The following is a 20,445-nucleotide window of genomic DNA, read 5'->3' as shown; positions in this document are numbered from 1 at the left end:
GCCCTATGCCCTATGCCCTATGCCCTATGCCCTATGCCCTATGCCCTATGCCCGTCAAGTACCTCATCTTTCTGAGACTCGGCTATACACAGAAGTGATATAATCAAATCGCCCAATATCTAAATACTCTTCTATAAATTTTAGGTAAGCATTCCAATGGCACAACTAGCCGAGTTTTCCTTAGAAGATGGCACTACATTTTTAGTAGAAATAGAAGAGCCAGAATCCCGAACTATCCAACGAGTCGCACTGCCTTCCGGACAGATGGTTGTCAAAGCTCAACAAAGTTTTGAACAAGCTCTCGATCGAATTAAACCTGTAGCATCTACTATTCTTTCTAAACTCAAGGACTTAAATACTCCTGCTGATGAAGTAGAGGTCAAGTTTGGCATTAAACTGACGGCCGATGCTGGAGCAGTATTTACATCAATTGGAGGGGAAGTCAATTACGAGATTACCCTGAAATGGAAGCAGAATAAATCAAGTTAATCTCATCATGAATAACAACTATTTTCAAGCTTTTAAAGGAGCGATCGCCCGCATATATCACGCTAATGGCGCAGTAGTTGGAGCGGGTTTTTTAGTATCCGATCGCTATCTGATTACCTGTGCTCATGTTGTCGCAGCAGCTTTGAGTATTGCTCAGAACACTCAAGAACAGCCAACTGGTACGATCGAATTAGATTTTCCGCTAATTGCAGCAGGGCAAAAAGTAAAGTCCAAGGTTGTATTCTGGCAGCCAGTTAATCCATCGCTCTCCGGAGAAGACATTGCCGGGTTAGAATTAGAGGGTAGTTTGCCTAACATACAACCAGTATACTTGGTTGGTGCTGAAGATTATTGGCAGCATCCGATCAGAATTTTTGGATTTCCACAGGGGCACGATCTGGGAATATGGGCAACTGCCACTCTGCGCGATCGCACTGCAAATAACTGGGTGCAAATAGATGCTGTAGCAGCTCAAAATCGGCCCGTTGAACAAGGGTTTAGCGGTGCGCCTGTATGGGATGAATCGCTGCAAGGAGTAGTCGGAATGGCGGTAGCGGCAGAAAAGCGACGAACAGATGTGACCGCTGCATTTATGATTCCTACTGCAATTTTACGAGGTGCATGGTTGGATTTAGAGCGATCGATCGCACACAATCCTTCGTCCATGAGGCAATCTCTTGATAGTTTGCCATCTTTTCGCCAAGTAAAGTTGAAGGCCTTAAAAAGTAACTACTCTATCTTGTGCGCTAAGTATGAAGCAGCTTACAATCAGCTTGGCTACACCTTAAATGACACTGATATTGTTAGCCTTAAACAGAAAATCAAAGGTCTCGAAACAGAAATCATGACATTAGAACGAGAAATTGATAGTTTATCTAACTGAATAGTTATCTATGAATAATAAAAACAACAATGAAAAGTTAATTGTTCGCAAAAAACAATATTTAGAGCTTCTATACAAACAATTTGATTCAGCTTATACACAATTGGAAACAACAGTAAATGAGTTTGATAAACCTTCTATTCAAGCGAAAATCAAAGTTTTAGAGAACCAGATAGAACAAGTACACAAAGAAATTGACAACTTAGAATTACGCTCATCTCAAACAGGCAATGATTCGCATCCGCAATCTGGGAACTTCATCGAAAAATTGGGTAATGGCGTCCAGCTAGAAATGCTACATATTCCTCAAGGCAGCTTCTTAATGGGTTCGCCAGAAAATGAACTTGAGAGAAGCAACGATGAAGGCCCTCCGCACCCAGTGACTGTCCCAGCTTTCTTTATGGGCAAATATCCTGTCACCCAAGCTCAATGGAAAATTGTAGCAAATCTGCCTCAAGTTAACCGCGAACTCAATCCAGATCCTTCATGTTTCAAAGGTGTGAATCGCCCTGTTGAAACGGTTTCTTGGTATGATGCCGTCGAATTTTGTGCTCGCCTCTCCCTAGAAACTGGCAAGACTTACCGCTTACCCAGTGAAGCAGAATGGGAATACGCCTGTCGCGCTGGGACAAACACGCCGTTTCACTTTGGGGAAACAATTACGACAGATTTAGCCAATTATAATGGTAATTATACTTATGCTGCTGGGTCTAAAGGAATTTACCGCGAACAAACAATGCCTGTGGGTAGTTTTGGGGTAGCCAATGCCTTTGGACTCTACGATATGCACGGAAACGTCTGGGAGTGGTGTGCAGACCCTTGGCATGATAGTTATGACGGTGCGCCTGGTGATGGTAGGGTTTGGGATGAGACTTGTAATGATAATCGTTATCAAAACAGCATTGATTTATTAGTCCATACTGAGGCAAAAGATAACCGAACTCGGCTGCTGCGCGGTGGTTCGTGGCTCGTCTATCCGAGGAACTGCCGTTCGGCGATTCGCCTCAACCATGCGCCGGACATCGTCAACTTCCTCAACGGTTTTCGGGTTGTGTGTGTCGCTGCGTGGACTTAATAGCTCTTTACACTTTTACCCTCTTGCTCTTTACACTTCTTAATTTTTCACTTGTTGGTCGCCCCTGGCGACTCGATTTTTTTTTGCCTTTGTCAACCATCTATGCCTAACAGAATTTTGGGATATTTTTTATATTTGCCAGGTCAAATATTGAGATAATTTCAGAATTTGTAGGGGCAGGTTCACCAACAATTCATGGCACAAACAAATAATATTGTCAACCCGCCCCACCCAACAGACAATCAAAATGTACCAGAAATTTATTGGTAAGATGTTAATCTGAATTTATCGTGTGGTGGGGGCGGGTTTTTGTAAATTATTTGTGGGTTTTAGAGATGGTTGGTGAACCCGCCCCTACAGGATTATCGGATATTTTTTTGTATTTGCCAGGTCAAATATTGAGATAATTTCAGAATTTGTAGGGGCGGGTTCACCAACAATTCATGGCAAAAATGAATGATGTTGTAAACCCGCCCCACCCAACAGACAATCAAAATGTACCAAAAATTTATTGGGTAAGATGTTGATGTGAATTTATCGTGTGGTGGGGGCGGGTTTGTGAAATTGTTGGTCTGTTTTGTAGATGGTTGGTGAACCCACCCCTACAGGCTGTATAATTATAATGTTGTATTTTTACAAAAATCATGAAATACAATCCTCATATCCATCATCGCCGTTCTATTCGTCTACCAGGATACGACTATAGCCAATCAGGTGCATATTTTGTAACAATTTGTATTTGGCAACGTGAATGTTTATTAAGTGAGATTCAAGAGGGGAATGTTTTATTAAGCCGCTACGGTGAAGTCGTTAACTTTAATTGGTTTAATCTCACAAGGGTGTATCCTCATATTGAATTAGATTCCTTTGTGATTATGCCAAATCATATTCATGGAATTATTCTCATAAAACAACGGAATAAACGTCAGGGTTTATCGGAAATTGTGAGAGGTTTAAAAACCTTTTCTTCCCGGCGGATCAATCAAATACGTTCTGTTTCACAAATACCTGTATGGCAAAGGGGTTATTATGAACATATTATTCGCAATGAGGCAACATTCTCGAAAATTCAGGAATATATTATAAATAATCCGTTTAAGTGGGAAATGGATGAAATGCACCCATCACAAAAGTTTTACTATTCTAATAAAATTGATATTAAATTAGATAGTGAAAATGTATTGCCGATGAATTTATCATTATAGTAACCCAAATCTGTAGGGGCGGGTTCACCAATAACTCATGGCAAAAATGAATGATATTGTAAACCCGCCCCACCCAACGAACAATTAAAATGTACGATAAATTTATTGGTGATATGTTGATGTGAATTTATCGTGGGGTGGGGGCGGGTTTGTGAGATTGTTGGTCTGTTTTGTAGATGGTTGGTGAACCCGCCCCTACAGTATTTGGGATGTTTTTTTGTTTAAAATATAGATGGAATTTTAAGGTGGGTGGGGGCGGGTTCACCCACCATCTATCGGGAAAATGAATGATATTGTAAACCCGCCCCCACCCAACGAACAATTAAAATGTACGATTGATTTATTGGTAAGATGTTGATGTGAATTTATCGTGGGGTGGGGGCGGGTTTGTGAGATTGTTTGTGGGTTTCAGAGATGTCGGCGAACCCGCCCCTACAGGATTTTGGGATGTTTGTTTGGAAATTCATTGGTTAAATATTTATGTAATTTAATTGTCTGTAGGGGCGGGTTCACCAACAATTTATGGCACAAACAAATAATATTGTAAACCCGCCCCCACCCAACAGACAATTAAAATGTACGATGAATTTATTGGTAAGATGTTGATGTAAATTTATCGTGTGGTGGGGGCGGGTTTGTGAGATTGTTTGTGGGTTTCAGAGATGTCGGCGAACCCGCCCCTACAGGATTTGGGGATGTTTTTTTTATTTTATTAGTTCAATAATATCAATAATCTGCGGTTAAAAATCGGGTTCCGCACCCAAAAGCTCGATCGCCAAATCCATCTGTTCCTTCCCCCGCGCCAGAAAACCTTCGCACTCCTGCAAACACTCTACAGCCACCGCAAACTGCTCAAAAACCTCTTCTAGTGGCAATTCTCCCGACTCCACCCGATCGATAATTGCTTCAATGCGATCGACCGTTTGCTCGTAATTCCAGTCAGACTGGCGCAATTTCGACTTAACCATAACATTTATTGTACATCCAACACTTCCACAATCTTAACCTTCAGCACGCCCCGACTCAACCTCACCGTCAACTCCTCTCCCAATTCCAAACCGTCAGTTTTGCGGACAATTGTACCGTCAGCTTGGATTACGGCTGCATAACCCCTTTGCAAAACCGCAGCCGGATTTAGGGCGGCTAACTTTTCTTGCAATACCTCCAGTTTACCAGTTGCCTGCCGCAAAGTTCGCGATGTCGTCGGCAATCTTTTTAAGCGACTTTTTAACAGTTCCAAATGCTCTGATTCTGTCTGAAATCTTGCCCGCACAACACTTGCTAAATTGAGCGTTCTCTGCTTGTGTTCCCAGTAAATATCTGCTAAAATTGGTACGGCTTGGGTAGCGGCAGCCGTCGGAGTGTGCGCTCGTTTATCGGCTACTAAATCGGCTAGAGATTCGTCTCTTTCGTGTCCGATTCCTGTGATAATTGGTATGGCACAATTGGCGATCGCCCTGACGACTCTTTCATCGTTAAAACAAGCCAAATCCTCCGCAGAACCGCCGCCACGCCCTAAAATTATCACATCAGCCCTACCGTCCAATTCTACACGGGCGATCGCCCTGACGATCGCAGCCGCAGCCAAATCTCCCTGCACCAAAGTCGGCGACAGCAACACCCGCAAACCCGGATATCTCTGCGCTAACGTGCGCTGAATATCCCCCCAAGCAGCGCCAGTATCCGATGTCACCACCGCCACAATCTGGGGGTGTGCGGGAATCGGGCGCTTTCTGGCAGGATCGAAGAAACCCTCGGCTTCCAAGCGCGATCGCAATTGCTGCAACCGCAAAGCCTCCAATCCTTCCCCAGCCGGTAGCGATTGCACCACAGTCAACTGGTACTCGCCGCGATTTTTGTACATCCGGATGCTTCCCAACACCAGCAATTGTTCGCCTTTTACGGGCATTTGCGTCAATTTCTGTCGCTGAGAATTCCACACCACGCAGCGAATTGCAGCGCTTTTGTCTGGATCGCAGAGAGTGAAAAAGCAGCCGCTGGGATGTTGCGAAACGTTGGACACCTCGCCGATCAGCCAAACCGATCGCAAATTGCGATCGCCCTCCAGCAACTCTTGCAGGTATGATGTTAGTCCGCCCACCGATAACGTTGTGTCAGGAAAAATTGAATTCATTAAACAATTGTAGATTTTAGATTTTAGATTTGAGATTTAGGCTACTATATCTAAGGTATTTATTTGTAGGTCTATCCTCTGCGAGGGCTTCTCTACCGGCGAAGGTAAATTAACAGCAAACAAACTAATGATATCAGATGTCATGACTTCGATGAATGTGCTGCGCCAAGAGGCTGCGGCGATCGGCATTACTGATGCCGAAGCCAGAAAGTATGGCGATCTCAGACATAAAAGAACTTGGTCTTTGGCGATCGAACATCACCTCTCGATGCAAGATTTTGCCGATGGCGCAGCATCCGATTCTGATAGCGCACTCCACCAGTCTCGGACTGAAGAGTCTCAAGACTGCGGCATTCAGCTAACGGCGAATCTGGGCGAATCTGGAGTCAAAAGAGAGAACAAAACAGCATCTGAGGCGGCGCCGCCACAGTCAGGAATTGCGAGCCTCTCCGAGGGCTTCGCTAACGGGCGATCGCACAATAATTCCGATTACCGCAGCCACCAAAACCGAGGTTTTAAACAAGTAGTTCAGAACCACATTAAAGCCTTAACAATTGCCTCAGCCTCCCGTACAATTCAGATAAATTCACAATTCAACAATTGGGTTTGCCCGGAGTGCTACCCAGAGGGCGAATCGGGTTGTCACCTGTGTGCCGGAGAAAGGTATGTAAGCGACATTGCAGCTATTGGGTGGACGCTAGCTTATATGGAAATGTTGGGCTGTTCGGCTCGCGAAATCGAACCGCTGAGGAAATTTTCGCCTGCCTCCGAAACTCTGGAATTGAATTTAAAAGTTTGTGTTGCTATCAAAGAAAGTACCGAAGTTTTAGCGCGGACTGAAAAATGGGTAATCGGTAATCGGTAATTGTAAGATCAAATTATCATACTCTTATTTTCTTTCGCTAACAAACAACACGGATTCCAGTCCTTTTAAAGCTACTTCCAAATCGTCGTTGACAACTTGGAAATCGAATTCGCCCGCAGCTTCAATTTCCTCTTTAGCCCGCAGCAACCGACGGGCGATCGCAATTTCCGAATCTTGACCCCGACTCCGCAGCCTGCGCTCCAATTCTTCCCAAGAAGGAGGTAAAATAAACAGTCGCAAAGCCTCCGGAAACTTATTTCTAATTTGTCTCGCCCCTTCGAGTTCAATTTCCAGGATTACCCATTTTCCCTCACCGATTCCCTGTTTGAGAGCAAAATATGGAGTACCGTAAAAATTACCTGCAAACTCAGCCCATTCTGCCAATTCGCCAGCCTCAACCATTTCCTCAAAACGGCTGCGGCTGACAAAATAATAGTGTTGTCCCTCAACTTCTCCCTCACGGGGCTTACGAGTTGTCACCGATACCGAAAGATATAATTCGGGATGGCGGTTGAGGAGCGATCGCACTAAGGTGCCTTTCCCCACACCGCTGGGCCCCGTCAGAACAATTAATTTACCGGATTTCATTTTTAGAAGAGAAACGTGTAACAATTTAAGTTTCCGCTTACTCTATACTGTAAGTGCTCAAATTGCAACCGACAAACCTCAATCATCCCGACCTTGACCGTCTTTGCCGATCGCAAAACGATTAGCCACCGTTTCCGGCTGAATCGCCGACAGGATGACGTGACTCGAATCTGTAATAATTACCGCTCTCGTGCGGCGGCCGTAAGTAGCATCAACCAGTTGTCCCCGCTCCCGCGCATCAGTAATTATACGCTTAATTGGCGCTGACTCGGGACTGACAATGGCAATCACTCGGTTAGCAGACACAATATTACCAAAGCCGATATTAATTAATTGAATATCCATGAATATCTCAATCTATAGGTGAACGAGTAACTATCAATCCTTACTTATCATCATATATAAAAATATTTATTCTGACAAGGTTAAAATTATTCATAACAAAAATTTTTAATTTTTTACCTTCATTTTTTTCTCTTTTTTGAGGCAGAGTCTGCCGCTCTTTATCAAAACTTTAAAAAACTACCGCTGTTGACCGCTGTATATTAAAGATTCGGTAAAATCCTCAATTTATCGTTACGAATAAAAGCTTTAGCTGTATGGAGAAAACAGCCAGTAAATGTTGCGAAATATAAAGGAAATTTCAAGTATAGGGAAAGTTAAGTACAATCACTGATTAATGATAGCAAATCTTCGCCAAAGGCAGTTTATACTGACAGTATTGACAAATGCTGCTACTTTGATGAGCCTTCAACCTCACCTAAAAGCTGGTGACAAGCGCACACAATTCTTAATTTTCCACATAAACATGAGGAAACACCTGTTAAAGTACAAATATTTATTGCTAGATATTCTCAAACAAAATGGGTTTGTAGTGAGGACTTTAGTCCGCATCAATGAAGGACTCGCATTTCTCACTACAAACCTGGGAACGATCTTCTAAAATAAAATCGGTTCGTAGTGAGGACTTTAGTCCGCATCAATCAAAGGATTTGCATTCCGAACGATCAAACCTGGGAACGATCTTCTAAAATAAAATAGGTTCGTAGTGAGGACTTTAGTCCGCATCAATCAAAGGACTAAAGTCCTCACTACAAACCTGGGAAGTCAGAAAAAAAATAGGGATTAATACAGATACATTTACCCGCATTAATCCCACTTATTCCACAGTTGATTAAGCCGCAACTAAACCGCTGTGTTTCAACAAAGCTTTAGTGCTCGGTTCGCGTCCCCGGAAAGTTTTAAACACTTCCATCGGGTGCAAACTGCCACCCAATCCTAACACTGTATCTCGGAAGCGTTTACCTGTAGAGCCGATCGCACTTTCATCTTCCAAACCAGCCTCCTCAAACGCCGCAAAAGCATCAGCACTCAGCACTTCCGCCCATTTATAGCTGTAATAGCCCGCCGCGTAACCGCCCGCAAAAATGTGTCCGAAAGCGCACAAAAATGCGTCTCCTTCCAGAGGAGGCAAAACAGTCGTAGTTTTAGCAATGCGCTTGCGGACATCCGCCACAGTTTCGCTGCCGCCCGATCGATAGCGGTGGTGCAATTCGATGTCAACACTGCTAAGATGTACTTGCCTGAGCATGGCACTGCCGCTCATGTAGTGGCGCGCTGCTAGCAGCTTTTGGTAATAGTGTTCCGGCAAATTTTCCCCGGTTTGGTAATGCTTTGCCATCCCGAACAAAGTCGCCCTATCGTAACACCAATTTTCCATAAATTGACTGGGCAATTCCACCGCATCCCACTCAACATTATTGATGCCAGAAGCCCCCGGATAGTCTACCGTTGTCAGCATATGCTGCAAACCGTGACCGAATTCGTGAAACAAAGTTTCTACTTCCAAGAAAGTCATTAAACTCGGTTTTCCGTCAACCGGAGGACTTTGGTTGCACACCAAATACGCCACCGGTAAACGCGTTGTTGTCTTGCCCGCTTCCACAAATTTAGCGCGCACCACGCACTCGTTCATCCAAGCACCGCCGCGCTTTTCCTCGGGGCGGCTGTAGGGGTCTAAATAGAAATTGGCGAGCGTATTTCCCGCTTCATCATCTATTCTGAAATAGCGCACATCTTTGTGCCACACAGGAGCTTGACCGTCCGCCGCAGTTACTGTCACGCCGAACAGCCTTTTTACTAATCCAAACAACCCCTCCAATACCTGCGGCAAAGCAAAATAAGGGCGCAATTCTTCGGCACTAAAAGCAAACTTTTTTTCCCGCTGCCGTTCCGACCAAAAACCAATATCCCAGTGCTTCAAATCCGCAGCTTCCGGCGCGCATGAGGTGGCAGCAAAAGCTTTCAATTCTTCTAAATCTTTGACAGCAGCGCTGTAACTAGCTAAGCGCAATTCTTCTAACAAAGCTTCCACTGCTGTAACGTTAGGAGCCATTTTGCTCGCCAAGCTCAATTCGGCATAACTGCTAAACCCGAGCAAAGCTCCTTTTTCCTGGCGCAGTGCTAAAATGCGATCGGTCAAAGGCCAGTTATTCAATTCTCCGCTACTGGCTCTGCTGATAAAAGCTTTGTACAACTTTTCGCGCAAATCGCGGCGAGTGCTGTGCTGCATGAAAGGGCCGTAACTCGGGAAGTCTAAAGTAATCCGCCAAGGGCCATTTTCCGCATCGGCATTTTCGGCGCCGGCACTGCGAGCCGCTTGAGCTGCTAAACTCAACAAACTTGGCGGTAAACCGTCAATTTCGTCTTTGTTTGTGAGGGTGATACTGAAAGCTTTGGTAGCGTCGAGGACGTGATTGGAAAATTGGGTAGTAATTTCGGCCATTTCTAATTGAATGGCATTGAAACGCTCTTTTTGCTCGCCTTCTAAACCGACGCCGGAAAGTTGAGCATCTCGGAGGGAAGCTTCGACAATTCGCTGTTGAGCTGACTCTAAACTGTCCCAATTTTCGATCGCCCGCAGCGCTTTAAAAGCTTCGTAAAGCGGTTTGCTTTGACTGAGCTTGCTCCAAAATTTTACTACTTCCGGCTGCACTGTTTCGTGAGCCGATCGCAATTCCGGGCTATTTTTCACCCCCATCAAATGTCCGACAATGCTCCAAGTCCAATTTAAACGCTCTCCGAGCCGCTGCAATGGTTCAACTAAGCCGCTCCAAGTCGGCTCGACAGAGGCTTCTAAGGCAGCTAGCTCGGCTTCTAGTTCGCTCAGAAGTTGGGTAACGGCGGGGACTACGTGTTCTGGTGCGATCGCATCAAACGGTGGCAATCCTTTGCCAATTAATAACGGGTTATCAGTAACAGTTACGGTTGCGGTCATTTAATTTTCTTGTAACAGGTTGAAAACAGGTGAACTAGACAGATTACCTTTTCAATTTGTAACACAGTTGTCCAAAAAGTCGGACTCCAGCCGGGAGAGGGAGAGAATGGGAGAAGGGAAGAGGGGGAGAAGGGGAGAAGGGGAGAGGGGGAGAGGGGGAGAGGGGGAGAGGGGGAGAGGGAGAGAAGGAGAAAATCTTCCTTCTGACTGATGACCAACTGCCAACTATCAACTGCCAACTGCCAACTGCCAACTATCAACTGCCAACTGCCAACTATCAACTGCCAACTGCCAACTGTCAACTGTCAACTGTCAACTATCTTGCGTGTGCTGCAACTCCTTGACAACTGAGATTAAGCGCTTGAGATGAGGTTTAACAACTTCTTGTTGCTCGTGTTCCAAACGGTGGATTTGAGCTTGGACTACAGACAAATCCGGAGTCGATTGCTGCGCGGGAGCTTGCAGTTGGCTTTGCAGATTGGCCATGACTTTCTGGATTTCAAAAAATCGAGTATTTACTACTTCCCAGTCGTCTCGGGTAATCGCAGTTTCTGCTAAGCCTTTCGTCGCGCTTTGCAGTTTTTCTATCGCCTGTTCCACAGCTTCGAGATTTGCCGGTTGGCCAACCGATAAATCTCGAAGCTGTGCGCTCACCTGCTGGCGAACATCGAGCACAGCAGACGCCACAATTTCTTGCAAAGAAGCTACCGACTCTCCCAAACTCAGCAATTGCCGCTCGATGTCGAGGGACTCCTCAAAACCTTCAGCCCTAGGAAGTGCAGCCATTTGCTGGCGCAGCGCTGCAATATCAGCAGACAACTGCTTGCGCAATTTAACAATTACCGTCACCGCCGTTTTTTCGACTTTATTTACAGACTTTTGCACTTGGGCTAGTTCCGAATTTTGATGAACCCGCACTTGCTGCTCGAACCGATATCGGTTAGCCACATTTAGCGACAAAGCCAAAGTTAGCGGAGCCACTCCGTAAAAAGCTTGACCCGACACAGCCACCGCCAGGGAACCCACACCAGAGGCCGCCAGAGAGGCGTACTCTGCCACTTCCAGCCAGTGTCTTTGAGGAAAACTTTGCCTCAAGTGGTTTCTAGCAGAGGGGTTTGGCTTCCGCACGGCTCTTTGGGTCATAATATTTTCTCGTTGTTGGTAAGGTGGCGCGACTGGGTGGAGCATCGATTTATATCCTTTTTTCAGTTATATGTTTTACATTATTTTTTGGCACTCTTCTATTTTTACCTAAGTAAGTTCAGGATGACTGGCATATTATTATGTATTTGGGAGCTGTCTTGCTGTCGCCCTCAATTGGGGCTGTTAAAAGCTGAACCCCAAGGCGCCCTCTATTTTACAGGACGCGGGCGCGATCGGGTTCGGGCGATCGACAATCGCTGCCCAGGCCGGTCGATTTGAGATTTGAGATTTGAGATTTGAGATTTAAAATGCCACCTAGTGAGGGCGATCGGAGTTTTGAGCCACTCGGTAGTTGCGTTTTGGTTCGTGCATTGGTATAATTTACTTTTTCTAAATTTCCCGGATTTAATTTACAGCAAGACTTAACAAATGAAATCAGAAAAACCCGAAAATGGCGCTCGGCTCAAGTCTATTTTCAGTATCACAATCTTTATTATTCTCGTCCTAGCAGTAGGCTTTTTAAGCGTGAATTTTATTTCAGCTCTGTATGCCAAATTTTCTTAAAATTAGTCCTGGACGCATGGAATTCATAAACTGGTTTTTTTACAAAAATACTTCGTCGCAGCCAGCAGAATCGGTAAAAAACCCGGTTTCTTTGGTATTTAGGCGTCCAGGACTAATTTGGTGATAACCCTTTGATATATTGCTTCAGTACAGGTGGCAAAGTGTAAAGGCTTTCCTGTTTTTCGATCGAGCAGCGTCGCGAGAGAGATTGCAATGCGTTTAGCAAATTTGATGATGATATTTGTCCGTTTTGTAGCAATTTGGCGACGTTGACTGGCTGGTTTTCTGTCGCCAACAATGACATGACTTGTTTTTCGAGTTCGGAAGTGCGATCGTACTGCTCATGTAAAACATCTTTTAAATCTTCGGGTAACAATATGGTATCATCTATTAATAACTCATTCGCGCCGATGCCCAACTCTTGAATCAGAGTCGCCACGCTTTTTAACCATAACGGGTTGCCTTGGTAGCGGTGAATGAGTGCTTCGCAGTTATCGATTTCTGCTAATCCTTTATCTCTGAGGATTTCCCGTGCGGCCGCAGTGTCTAAACCAGTGAGTTGTAAAGTCCGAATGGGAGTATTTTCGCTGGTGAGTTGAGGAACTTCTTTCGGCGGTTCCCAACCGATTAGCAGAAAGCAACTTTGATGGGATAATGTCTCTATTTGTTTGAATAAGGAGCGATATTCTTCGTATTCGGGTTTATACTTTCCTGCCAATTCGCCGCTACAGAAAAGGTTGTGAACGTCATCTAAGACTATTAAACAGCGATGGTTTTGTAAATATTTAATCAGCGGTAAGCGTTTCTGGTTGTTTGAGGATGAATCTTGTTTTTCTGACTGGGAAAAAAGCTGTATTAGGTTAGATTTAAATTTATCGATGGTGGGGAATTCGTCTAGGGTGCACCAAACTGCGTATTCAAACTCGTCTTTGATTTGTTTTACGAGTTGTACTGCTAGGGATGTTTTGCCGATGCCGAGTCGGCCGGTGAGGGTGATAAGGCGGCAGTTTTGTTGTAGAATCCAGGTTGTGAGGGTTTGGAGTTGAGGAGTGCGATCGAAGAAGTCGCCCAACTCCGGCATTTCGCTTAAATCTTGATGTAAAGTTTTAGTTTGTTTTGGGTTAGATGTTTCGTCATTATCTGGATGTGACGTTGATATATCTGGGGGGTGTCTTCCTTCTCCACAGGTATTAAAATTACCACTGATGTGTTGTTCTATGACGTTTTGTGTAAAGCTTGAAACATTAGAGACTTGAAACCTTTGAATTGCCGAGCGAAAATTCTTTTTATTGACATTTTCCCCCAACTCCTCTGAAAGTAATTGCCATAATTCCGAAGCCGCATTCCTAACACGACTTTCAGAACAGTCAAAGTCTTTGGCTACGTGCTTGTATGTCTCGTGTTGTACAGTTCCTTTCAGTACCGCCTCTTGTAAATCATCAAGGTGTTGACCCGTTTTCTCGAAGACTATGCGATCGGCGAAGTTTAACATTTCTTTGAGATTCATCGGATCAAGAGGATGGAAAATTTTGTGTATTATAGCACAGGTAGAGACATTTTAGTATATTTTTAGATATTTTAGTACATAACTAGATTTCAAGAGATTGAAGGTAGGAGAAGGTTGTCGGCAATATAGGACATTTTAGGGCTGGACAAACCTTTAATTTCTAAGGAATGATGGGAGAATCCTCAATCGATCTCTGGTTATTGACTAAACCTACTGATGTCTGACGACAAGTAAGATCCGCTCTCTAGTATAAATGGAGGTTAACTATGTCCAGTACCCATAACAACCAAGTGCCGATTTCTACTGTTGGTGATGGTTTTTGGTGGAACTACGATTTGTTTGATAAGCAGTCTCTATCTCCTTCGCTGAGTTCATCAAATCAGTGTTCATCAAAGCAGAGTTCATTCAGCTTATCTCCTTCACCTCGTCGCAGTGTGGGCGATACTTCTTCTAAGTAAGTTTCTAAATATGAATGAATAATTAGCTAAGCATCTTGGCAGTTCTTAGAGACACAAGATGCTTTCTATCGGTACGGAAACATGAATATAGACTTAAACTGGCTTCCTCATCAAGCTCCTACAATCGACTTTAAGGCAACTCTGCATCCATCAAAAGAAATTGCATCACGTTGGTTTAACTTTCCACCTTACCATGACGAGCCGAAACTTTGGCATCTCTCTGCTCAAGTCAAACCCAGTATAGACATTAAAGATGAAAACTTACAGGAGGTCGCTGGAGGTTCGTCACTGGACTTTGATAGAGCTCTCGCAAAACTGGCGGGGGAAACCGTTGAGCGTTATGCGATCTCTAAGAATGTCAATCTGAACTTGAATGATTTACAATCATGGCAGGAATTGGTACAGCAAAATTTGTGTGCGCTAGATCCGTTCCAACTTGTGATTGGTGATGAACATCGACATAAATCGCGTCGTAACGATAAAATTTCATGGATTCAAGGATTTGATTTAAACTTACAAGTTCCTGCACTTATTCCTGCACAGCTAGTCTTTGTTCCGCATATTTTTAGAGATAATGAAGCTGTTTGGAGATCCGCTGTATCAACAGGTGCGGCAGCACACTCTACACTTGAGGGAGCTTTATATGCTGGTCTTTGTGAAGTCGTAGAGAGAGACGCTTTTCAAATTGCTTGGCTTAGACAGTTAAGATTAACTAGGATAAATATAACTACAGGTGATACTTACTTCTACAATTCTATCAATAAACTAATTGATGCTGGTAAAAGATATCATCTTCACTGTGAGCTATATCAGCTTCCTTGTTCTATTCCCTTATCTGTTTGCATGGCAGTTATTTGGGATAATACAGGTATTGGACCTCGGTGTTCTCTGGGTGCAAAATGTTCTCAATCAAGCTTAACAGCCTGTGTCGGAGCACTTGAGGAAGCTTACCAAATGCGTTCTTGGTTGCGATATACACTCAACAAGTCGGGAGCATTTTCAAAGAATAAGCCACTTGATACATTGCTCGATAGAGCGAGACATTGGTTAACACATGAAGCTTCAGAAGTTCTTAAAAGTTGGACTCAACAATTCAACAGTTCTATTTCTTTATCTGAAAGACCCTCTGAACTTTCTCTTGGTGAATTAGTTGAGTCAGTTAAACAAGATGGAGGTACTGCATATTTCGTTGACTTAACAGCGAAATTACCTGAATGTCTGCATCAATTGGGTTGGCATATTACAAAGGTAATCATTCCAGAGTACCAACCGCTAAACTTAACGGAGTCAATGGAAGACTTCGCCTTGCTAAGAATTGATAATGCTTCTCAGCGTTTGAATGCTGAAGCTCTTATTCCAGCGGGAGAGAAATTTAGATATCCTCATCCTTTTTTGTGAGCAATCAATATGAATATTACAGATCGACAAAGCAAAGACAATGATCCATTGGGGCAGGGAATTCAACTAGCTCAGGCATTTGAAGAAGCTACTTGGATTCACGATGCTTCTTCTCTCCAAGCAAGTTATATTCCCCATTCCTGGACATCGATAAATAGGAAGGAATATCGCCGTTTACCAAGAGTTGATTTGAGCGGACTACGTTCTCCAAGTCAAAATAGCGAATTAAGCAAGGTATTTGAACATCGGTCATCCAAGCGACAATTTTTACCGGAACCTATTGCGTTAGAAACGCTGAGTACGATGCTAGCAACGGTTGCCAGCACTCGAAATGAAGAACCTCCAAGCCGAGTTTATCCTTCTGCTGGTCTAAGGTGGCCAATTGAGTGGTATCTTGCCGCAATCAATGTAGCTTCACTGGAAGCTGGAGTTTATCATTATGAATCATTTGATCATCAACTGGAAACACTAAAAATAGGCAATCCTTGGAACGAGCTTGCGGAAGCGCTTTCAATGCAAACCATTGATCGTCCATCAGCTTTACTAATCTTAACTTCTGTATTTCATAGAAGTTGGATTAAGTATGGCATTCGTGGAAGTCGATATGCTTATCTAGAAGCTGGTGCAGCAGCCATGTCCTTAAATATTGTTGCAGTAGAGGCTAACATTGGTGTAGTTTGGCTAGGTGGCTTTGTTGACTCCTCTATTTCAAAGATTCTTGATATTAATTGGAAAATGGAGTTAGAAACTCCGGTTCTATGTCTCGCGCTTGGACATCCTATTTAGAGGATGCCCAAAAAAATGCTAAATATATGGTCTCTTGGACTTTATGCTGAAAACGTAAATGAGTGGGGAAGTTTTCGACTCTATGATGAGTTTATTAGTTATATCCTTTCCCTGATTAGCGATTTAAATGTGTAGTACGATCGCCCCTCACACCAAATACCCAACACTGCGATGATTCTACCAAGAGCGATCGCCCTTTCTATCAACTCCTGAAAACTTGCACTTTTTCCTCTATGTCCAATCCCCCTTCGCCTAAAGCATCAGCCGAAGAATGACGAGCGATAAACTCATCTAACAGCTCAAAAAACAGATCGAGTGCTTTGCTTTCATCCTCAGAATAAAACAGAATGACGTTAGCCCAAGATTGGCTCGTCTGCACGTTGAATCTTTTTCATATCCACTCAGGAAACTGCCTAAAATCGCTATCTTGTTTCGTTGGCTGTTCTCCTAACTCATATTTAGCAACGCTGTAACCCGATAAAAAAGCCTGAAGACAAATAATTGAATGTCGTCCCAAGTACATTGAAGGAGCTTTCTTAATTTTGTCAATCAGCGTATATAAATCGTGCATTTTTCACCTCAATATTTTTCCAATAACTGTAAGTTTTGCTGCTCAAAATTCCTCTTCTATAATCTTAAAAGTTCCCATACCCAGTTCCAGAGTAGGTGATGTTAAATTTTGTAGCCATTCCTGCCGAGTCACGCCACTACAATCTATATTATTAAACACAATTTCCTGTTCGTCGATTGTAATTGATATCCCTTGATCGTAGCCATTAGTAGCAATTTGCTGCTGTCGTCGTAAATCATAAATCACTGACCAAGGTAGGTCTTGCCTTTCTAAATCCAGTTTAATCTGCTTACCATGTAGGTTTCTGATGGTCAAGAACTCTTTGATAGCCTGACTGCATTCAACACATTGAAAGACTCCATAGCGACTGGCAATTTTAGCGATATCTTCTCTAATTTCATCTAAACTACTGGGATCTAAACTCAAAGTGTAAAGTTTACCTCCTATATTTATGGACAAGTATATCTCAAAATTATTGCCATTGAGTGCTCGACCGATCGCATAGGGTGCGCGCTCTTGCAAGGCTTTTCCAAGGGAGCGCGAGATCCCCTCACAGCAAATACCAAACAGTACGATGATTGTAGCCAGAGCGATCGCCCTTCAGACTAAATACCAAATCGATGTCTGCAGTACAATCGAGGTAAAAGTCATGATGAATCTTTCAAAAATTAACACGCTCAACTGACTGCTGACTAACTAATGCAAAAACTTGCCAACTTGATATTCGCGACTTTCGGCGATCGGCATTTGCAAATCCCCCATTTTGGCATCCAACTCATCGATTGTGCTTTGCTGCACCGACTTCCACTGTTCTTTAGTTTCCCAGCGAATCAACATCACCACCTCATTTTCCACCGCATCCACCCAAACTTCTTTGCCCAAAAAACCGGGGAAACTTCTTAATCCGGCCGTCCAAACTTCTTCATCTCGCAGAATAAACTGTTCCCATTTTTCCGGAGGTACTTTAAATCTCAGCCACTCAATTACCATATTATTTTAGATTGTATATTTTAGATTTTGTAGGGTGCGTCAGGCACAAAATGATGGGTATGTCGTCTCAGCTTCATTCCTGACGCACCTACAAAACTTCGGGAATAAATCATTAGTGCGTAGCCGCCACATTCCTGACGCACCTACAAAACTTGGTGAATAAATCATTAGTCCGCAGTCGCCACATTCTGACAGTAAAAGCACCCTCAAATAACTCCAGCTTTCAGCTAGGTCAATTAATCGTTACCGATCGCAATTTTAACTATCAACTCAGTTCCCTGTCCCGGACGAGAAACACACTGCAACTCACCGCCATGCTTTTCTACTACCAAATGCTGGGATATTGCCAATCCCAAACCAGTGCTCGTTTCCTGACACTTCGTAGTAAATAAAGGGTCAAAGATGCAGCGGACAACTTCTTCAGTCATGCCAGGGCCGTTGTCGCTAATGGCGATCGCCACTTGGCTCTCCCCGATCGCGGATGTCCGAATCCGAATTTCAGGATATAATATTTCAGATGCCGAGCCTCCCGCAGACAACAAAGACTGATTTTGCATTGTACCATATTTTTCCGGATTTCTGCCCCCTTCTTCCAAAGCATCGATCGCATTTGTCAACAAGTGCATGAACACTTGATTTAACTGTCCCGGATAGCAGCGGACTCGCGGCAAATTCCCGTATTCCTTAACTAGAGAAATTCCCGGGCGTCCCCCTTTAGCTTGCAGGCGATTTTGCAAGATCAGCACAGTGCTGTCCAAACCTTCGTGGATATCCGCAAGCTTCATTTCAGGTTCGTCGGTACGCGAGAACAAGCGGAGCGATCGCACCACATCCCGAATTCTCTCCGAACCGACTTTCATTGAATTTAGCAGTTTTGGTAAGTCTTTTTTGATGAAGTCTAAGTCTAATTCTTCCATCAAATCTTGAATTTCCGGAGCTGGATCGGGATAATATTTTTGGTAAAGGTCGATCGAGCGCAGCAGTTCTTGAATGTAGCCTGTGGCGTGGCTGACATTGCCAGAAATAAAACTAACTGGATTATTAATTTCGTGCGCTATTCCTGCTACCAACTCGCCCAGAGATGACATTTTTTCTGTTTGAATCAGTTGAGTTTGAGTTTGCCGCAAAACTAACAGCGTCTGCTCTAGTTTCGCCGCTTCCTGGCGCAGACGTTCTTCCGATTCTTGCAAAGCCAACAGAGACTGTTTGCTTTCGGTAATGTCCAATCCCACAAATACCGCAGACGTATTTTTTTGATATTTTTGAGCGACAATTAAATAAGTTTTATTTTCTCCTCTGATGTTCGCTATTACTTCTTGAGATGTTTTGTTTTTCGAGCTGGCAAAAAAATCGTATACTAAATCGTTAAATTTGGGACTTGTATCTAAAAAACCTACTTTTTGACCCGTAAATAGTTCCGCAGGCATTTGGTAAGCGCTAGCTAAATGTCGGTTTACTCCCAAGTAGCGCAAATCGGAACTTACCCAAGAAACTAATCCGGGCACGGCATCCAAGACGGCTTGAAGTTGCTCTTTCGCCTCTAAAAGGGCTGATTCTGCTGCGAGGCGAGCCCAAATATCGCGGGCGATCGCACAGCAGTATTCGCGCCCGTCGTATTCTAAATAATTGACTTGAACTTCGACGGGAAAACTGGCGCCGTCTTTGGCTTTGTAACTGGTTTCAAAAGTCAAGTTGCTTTGCTGCTTGAGTTGAACCCAGTATTCCGGCCAATCCGCTGCTGACAACTCGGAATCGATGTCGCTCAGTCTCAGGTTTAGCAGTTCCGATTCCGAGTAGCCTCCCCGATCGCAAGCGGCTTTGTTCGCGTAGCAAATTTGACCGTCTGAGTTAGTAAAAAAAACTGTATCAGCAGCATTGTCGAGGGCAATTTGAGTTAGTTGTAGTTTTGTTTCTAACTGCTTGCTTTTGGCCTCGGGCGTCCATGTATTGTAGCAATTTGTTACAGCTATCTTTTCGGCCAACAAGATCAAACCGCCGATCGCACCACAGCTATTTTTCCACGGCCAAAATACCCATTTGACCGGCGCGCCGACCTCACTTTCGATTTGTCCGGCTACAGATGCGGTCGCTCGCCCTGCCACAAACTCGCTGTATTCCAAAACTCCCGCCAAACAAGCGCGGGCATTTTGCTGCCAATATTCGGGGAGATTCGGGAATAATTCCCAATGACTTCTGCCGAGCGCCTCACAGCCACCGAACCCGCAATCTGTTTCCCAGCGACGGGAAACCGACAGATAGCGCATTTCACAATCTACCATTGCCACGGCGTCAGCGGAGCGCTCCACCAACCGCCGAAATCCCTCTTTACTCTCAGACACGGCGGCCTCTGGGGGTTGGTGGGCGATCGGGATTGTCCCGTCGGCATACCTTCCCAGTCGAATGTTTTGATTAACTGGCTTAGTTTGCACGGTTTGGGATTTCCTCCATAACTGTCTAGTTTGAAAAATTCTATTTCAGACCAAAAATGCTCTTCCCCTGATTCGCTGTTTCG

Annotated in this window: 22 protein-coding genes; 10 read left to right on the top strand and 12 right to left on the bottom strand. The window is 44.1% G+C overall.

All coding sequences use genetic code 11. From position 1 onward, the window contains the following. Positions 1 to 156: 156 nt before the first annotated feature. The 5 genes from QUB64_RS15835 (at position 157) to QUB64_RS15815 (ending at position 4,143) form a co-directional block, all read left to right on the top strand. Positions 157 to 489, top strand: coding sequence for a CU044_2847 family protein (locus QUB64_RS15835; protein ID WP_333271556.1), 333 nt, complete (start codon positions 157 to 159; stop codon positions 487 to 489). A gap of 7 nt (positions 490 to 496) precedes the next feature. Beyond that, positions 497 to 1,372, top strand: a complete 876-nt coding sequence (locus QUB64_RS15830; RefSeq protein WP_333271553.1) for a trypsin-like peptidase domain-containing protein — start codon at positions 497 to 499, stop codon at positions 1,370 to 1,372. Positions 1,373 to 1,382: 10 nt separating this feature from the next. Further along, positions 1,383 to 2,447 carry a formylglycine-generating enzyme family protein gene (locus tag QUB64_RS15825; RefSeq protein WP_442921664.1) on the top strand — a complete coding sequence of 355 codons (1,065 nt, stop codon included), beginning with the start codon at positions 1,383 to 1,385 and terminating at the stop codon, positions 2,445 to 2,447. A 644-nt stretch (positions 2,448 to 3,091) separates the two neighbouring features. After that, positions 3,092 to 3,652 (top strand): REP-associated tyrosine transposase, encoded by a 561-nt coding sequence (locus QUB64_RS15820; protein WP_333271550.1) that lies wholly within the window; start codon positions 3,092 to 3,094, stop codon positions 3,650 to 3,652. A 359-nt stretch (positions 3,653 to 4,011) separates the two neighbouring features. Continuing rightward, on the top strand, positions 4,012 to 4,143 hold the full coding sequence (locus QUB64_RS15815; RefSeq protein WP_333271547.1) for a hypothetical protein: 132 nt from the start codon (positions 4,012 to 4,014) through the stop codon (positions 4,141 to 4,143). A gap of 249 nt (positions 4,144 to 4,392) precedes the next feature. Here QUB64_RS15815 and xseB read toward each other — a convergent pair whose 3' ends face one another. Together xseB and xseA are read right to left on the bottom strand one after the other, a co-directional pair. Continuing rightward, on the bottom strand, positions 4,393 to 4,620 hold the full coding sequence (gene xseB, locus QUB64_RS15810; RefSeq protein ID WP_333271544.1) for an exodeoxyribonuclease VII small subunit: 228 nt from the start codon (positions 4,618 to 4,620) through the stop codon (positions 4,393 to 4,395). Between the two features lie 5 nt (positions 4,621 to 4,625). Further along, the gene (xseA, locus tag QUB64_RS15805; RefSeq protein WP_333271541.1) at positions 4,626 to 5,786 is read right to left on the bottom strand and encodes an exodeoxyribonuclease VII large subunit; all 1,161 of its coding nucleotides are present in this window, start codon (positions 5,784 to 5,786) and stop codon (positions 4,626 to 4,628) included. 142 nt (positions 5,787 to 5,928) lie between these two features. Between xseA and QUB64_RS15800 the strand changes: the two genes are divergently transcribed. Beyond that, positions 5,929 to 6,651 (top strand): hypothetical protein, encoded by a 723-nt coding sequence (locus tag QUB64_RS15800; protein ID WP_333271538.1) that lies wholly within the window; start codon positions 5,929 to 5,931, stop codon positions 6,649 to 6,651. 24 nt (positions 6,652 to 6,675) lie between these two features. On the opposite strand, the gene gmk is transcribed toward QUB64_RS15800, so the two are convergent. After that, positions 6,676 to 7,239 carry a guanylate kinase gene (gene gmk / locus QUB64_RS15795; protein WP_333271535.1) on the bottom strand — a complete coding sequence of 188 codons (564 nt, stop codon included), beginning with the start codon at positions 7,237 to 7,239 and terminating at the stop codon, positions 6,676 to 6,678. Positions 7,240 to 7,317: 78 nt separating this feature from the next. Beyond that, a complete protein-coding gene (remA, locus tag QUB64_RS15790) occupies positions 7,318 to 7,584 on the bottom strand; it encodes an extracellular matrix/biofilm regulator RemA (RefSeq protein WP_172193250.1) in 267 nt (88 codons plus the stop codon). Between the two features lie 334 nt (positions 7,585 to 7,918). Between remA and QUB64_RS15785 the strand changes: the two genes are divergently transcribed. Then, positions 7,919 to 8,182: a hypothetical protein gene (locus tag QUB64_RS15785; RefSeq protein WP_333271532.1), complete on the top strand. Its 264-nt coding sequence runs from the start codon at positions 7,919 to 7,921 to the stop codon at positions 8,180 to 8,182. 231 nt (positions 8,183 to 8,413) lie between these two features. Here the strand turns inward: QUB64_RS15785 and QUB64_RS15780 are convergent, their stop codons facing one another. The 3 genes from QUB64_RS15780 to QUB64_RS15770 form a co-directional block, all read right to left on the bottom strand. Continuing rightward, positions 8,414 to 10,516, bottom strand: coding sequence for a M3 family metallopeptidase (locus QUB64_RS15780; RefSeq protein WP_333271530.1), 2,103 nt, complete (start codon positions 10,514 to 10,516; stop codon positions 8,414 to 8,416). Positions 10,517 to 10,828: 312 nt separating this feature from the next. After that, the gene (locus QUB64_RS15775) at positions 10,829 to 11,704 is read right to left on the bottom strand and encodes a hypothetical protein (protein WP_333343252.1); all 876 of its coding nucleotides are present in this window, start codon (positions 11,702 to 11,704) and stop codon (positions 10,829 to 10,831) included. A gap of 631 nt (positions 11,705 to 12,335) precedes the next feature. After that, positions 12,336 to 13,730 carry an NB-ARC domain-containing protein gene (locus QUB64_RS15770; RefSeq protein ID WP_333271525.1) on the bottom strand — a complete coding sequence of 465 codons (1,395 nt, stop codon included), beginning with the start codon at positions 13,728 to 13,730 and terminating at the stop codon, positions 12,336 to 12,338. A 266-nt stretch (positions 13,731 to 13,996) separates the two neighbouring features. On the opposite strand from QUB64_RS15770, the gene QUB64_RS15765 reads away from it, so the two are divergent. The 3 genes from QUB64_RS15765 (at position 13,997) to QUB64_RS15755 (ending at position 16,372) form a co-directional block, all read left to right on the top strand. Then, positions 13,997 to 14,188: a hypothetical protein gene (locus tag QUB64_RS15765; RefSeq protein WP_333271523.1), complete on the top strand. Its 192-nt coding sequence runs from the start codon at positions 13,997 to 13,999 to the stop codon at positions 14,186 to 14,188. Between the two features lie 81 nt (positions 14,189 to 14,269). After that, positions 14,270 to 15,586 (top strand): YcaO-like family protein, encoded by a 1,317-nt coding sequence (locus QUB64_RS15760; protein WP_333271519.1) that lies wholly within the window; start codon positions 14,270 to 14,272, stop codon positions 15,584 to 15,586. A 9-nt stretch (positions 15,587 to 15,595) separates the two neighbouring features. Next, positions 15,596 to 16,372 (top strand): SagB/ThcOx family dehydrogenase, encoded by a 777-nt coding sequence (locus tag QUB64_RS15755; protein WP_333271516.1) that lies wholly within the window; start codon positions 15,596 to 15,598, stop codon positions 16,370 to 16,372. A gap of 202 nt (positions 16,373 to 16,574) precedes the next feature. On the opposite strand, the gene QUB64_RS15750 is transcribed toward QUB64_RS15755, so the two are convergent. The 5 genes from QUB64_RS15750 to QUB64_RS15730 form a co-directional block, all read right to left on the bottom strand. Further along, positions 16,575 to 16,751, bottom strand: coding sequence for a hypothetical protein (locus tag QUB64_RS15750; protein ID WP_333271513.1), 177 nt, complete (start codon positions 16,749 to 16,751; stop codon positions 16,575 to 16,577). Positions 16,752 to 16,763: 12 nt separating this feature from the next. Then, positions 16,764 to 16,943, bottom strand: a complete 180-nt coding sequence (locus tag QUB64_RS15745; protein ID WP_333271511.1) for a hypothetical protein — start codon at positions 16,941 to 16,943, stop codon at positions 16,764 to 16,766. Positions 16,944 to 16,985: 42 nt separating this feature from the next. Next, entirely contained in the window at positions 16,986 to 17,465 is a 480-nt protein-coding gene (locus tag QUB64_RS15740; RefSeq protein ID WP_333271508.1) for a papain fold toxin domain-containing protein, read from the bottom strand. Between the two features lie 174 nt (positions 17,466 to 17,639). Continuing rightward, the gene (locus QUB64_RS15735; protein ID WP_333271504.1) at positions 17,640 to 17,933 is read right to left on the bottom strand and encodes a TIGR03792 family protein; all 294 of its coding nucleotides are present in this window, start codon (positions 17,931 to 17,933) and stop codon (positions 17,640 to 17,642) included. 236 nt (positions 17,934 to 18,169) lie between these two features. Continuing rightward, complete coding sequence (locus tag QUB64_RS15730; protein WP_333271502.1) at positions 18,170 to 20,362, bottom strand: PAS domain S-box protein; 2,193 nt, start codon at positions 20,360 to 20,362, stop codon at positions 18,170 to 18,172. Positions 20,363 to 20,445 lie beyond the last annotated feature (83 nt).

Source organism: Microcoleus sp. Aus8_D2, from assembly GCF_036702665.1.
GTDB lineage: Bacteria > Cyanobacteriota > Cyanobacteriia > Cyanobacteriales > Microcoleaceae > Microcoleus.
This window is presented reverse-complemented; position numbering and strand designations above follow the sequence as displayed.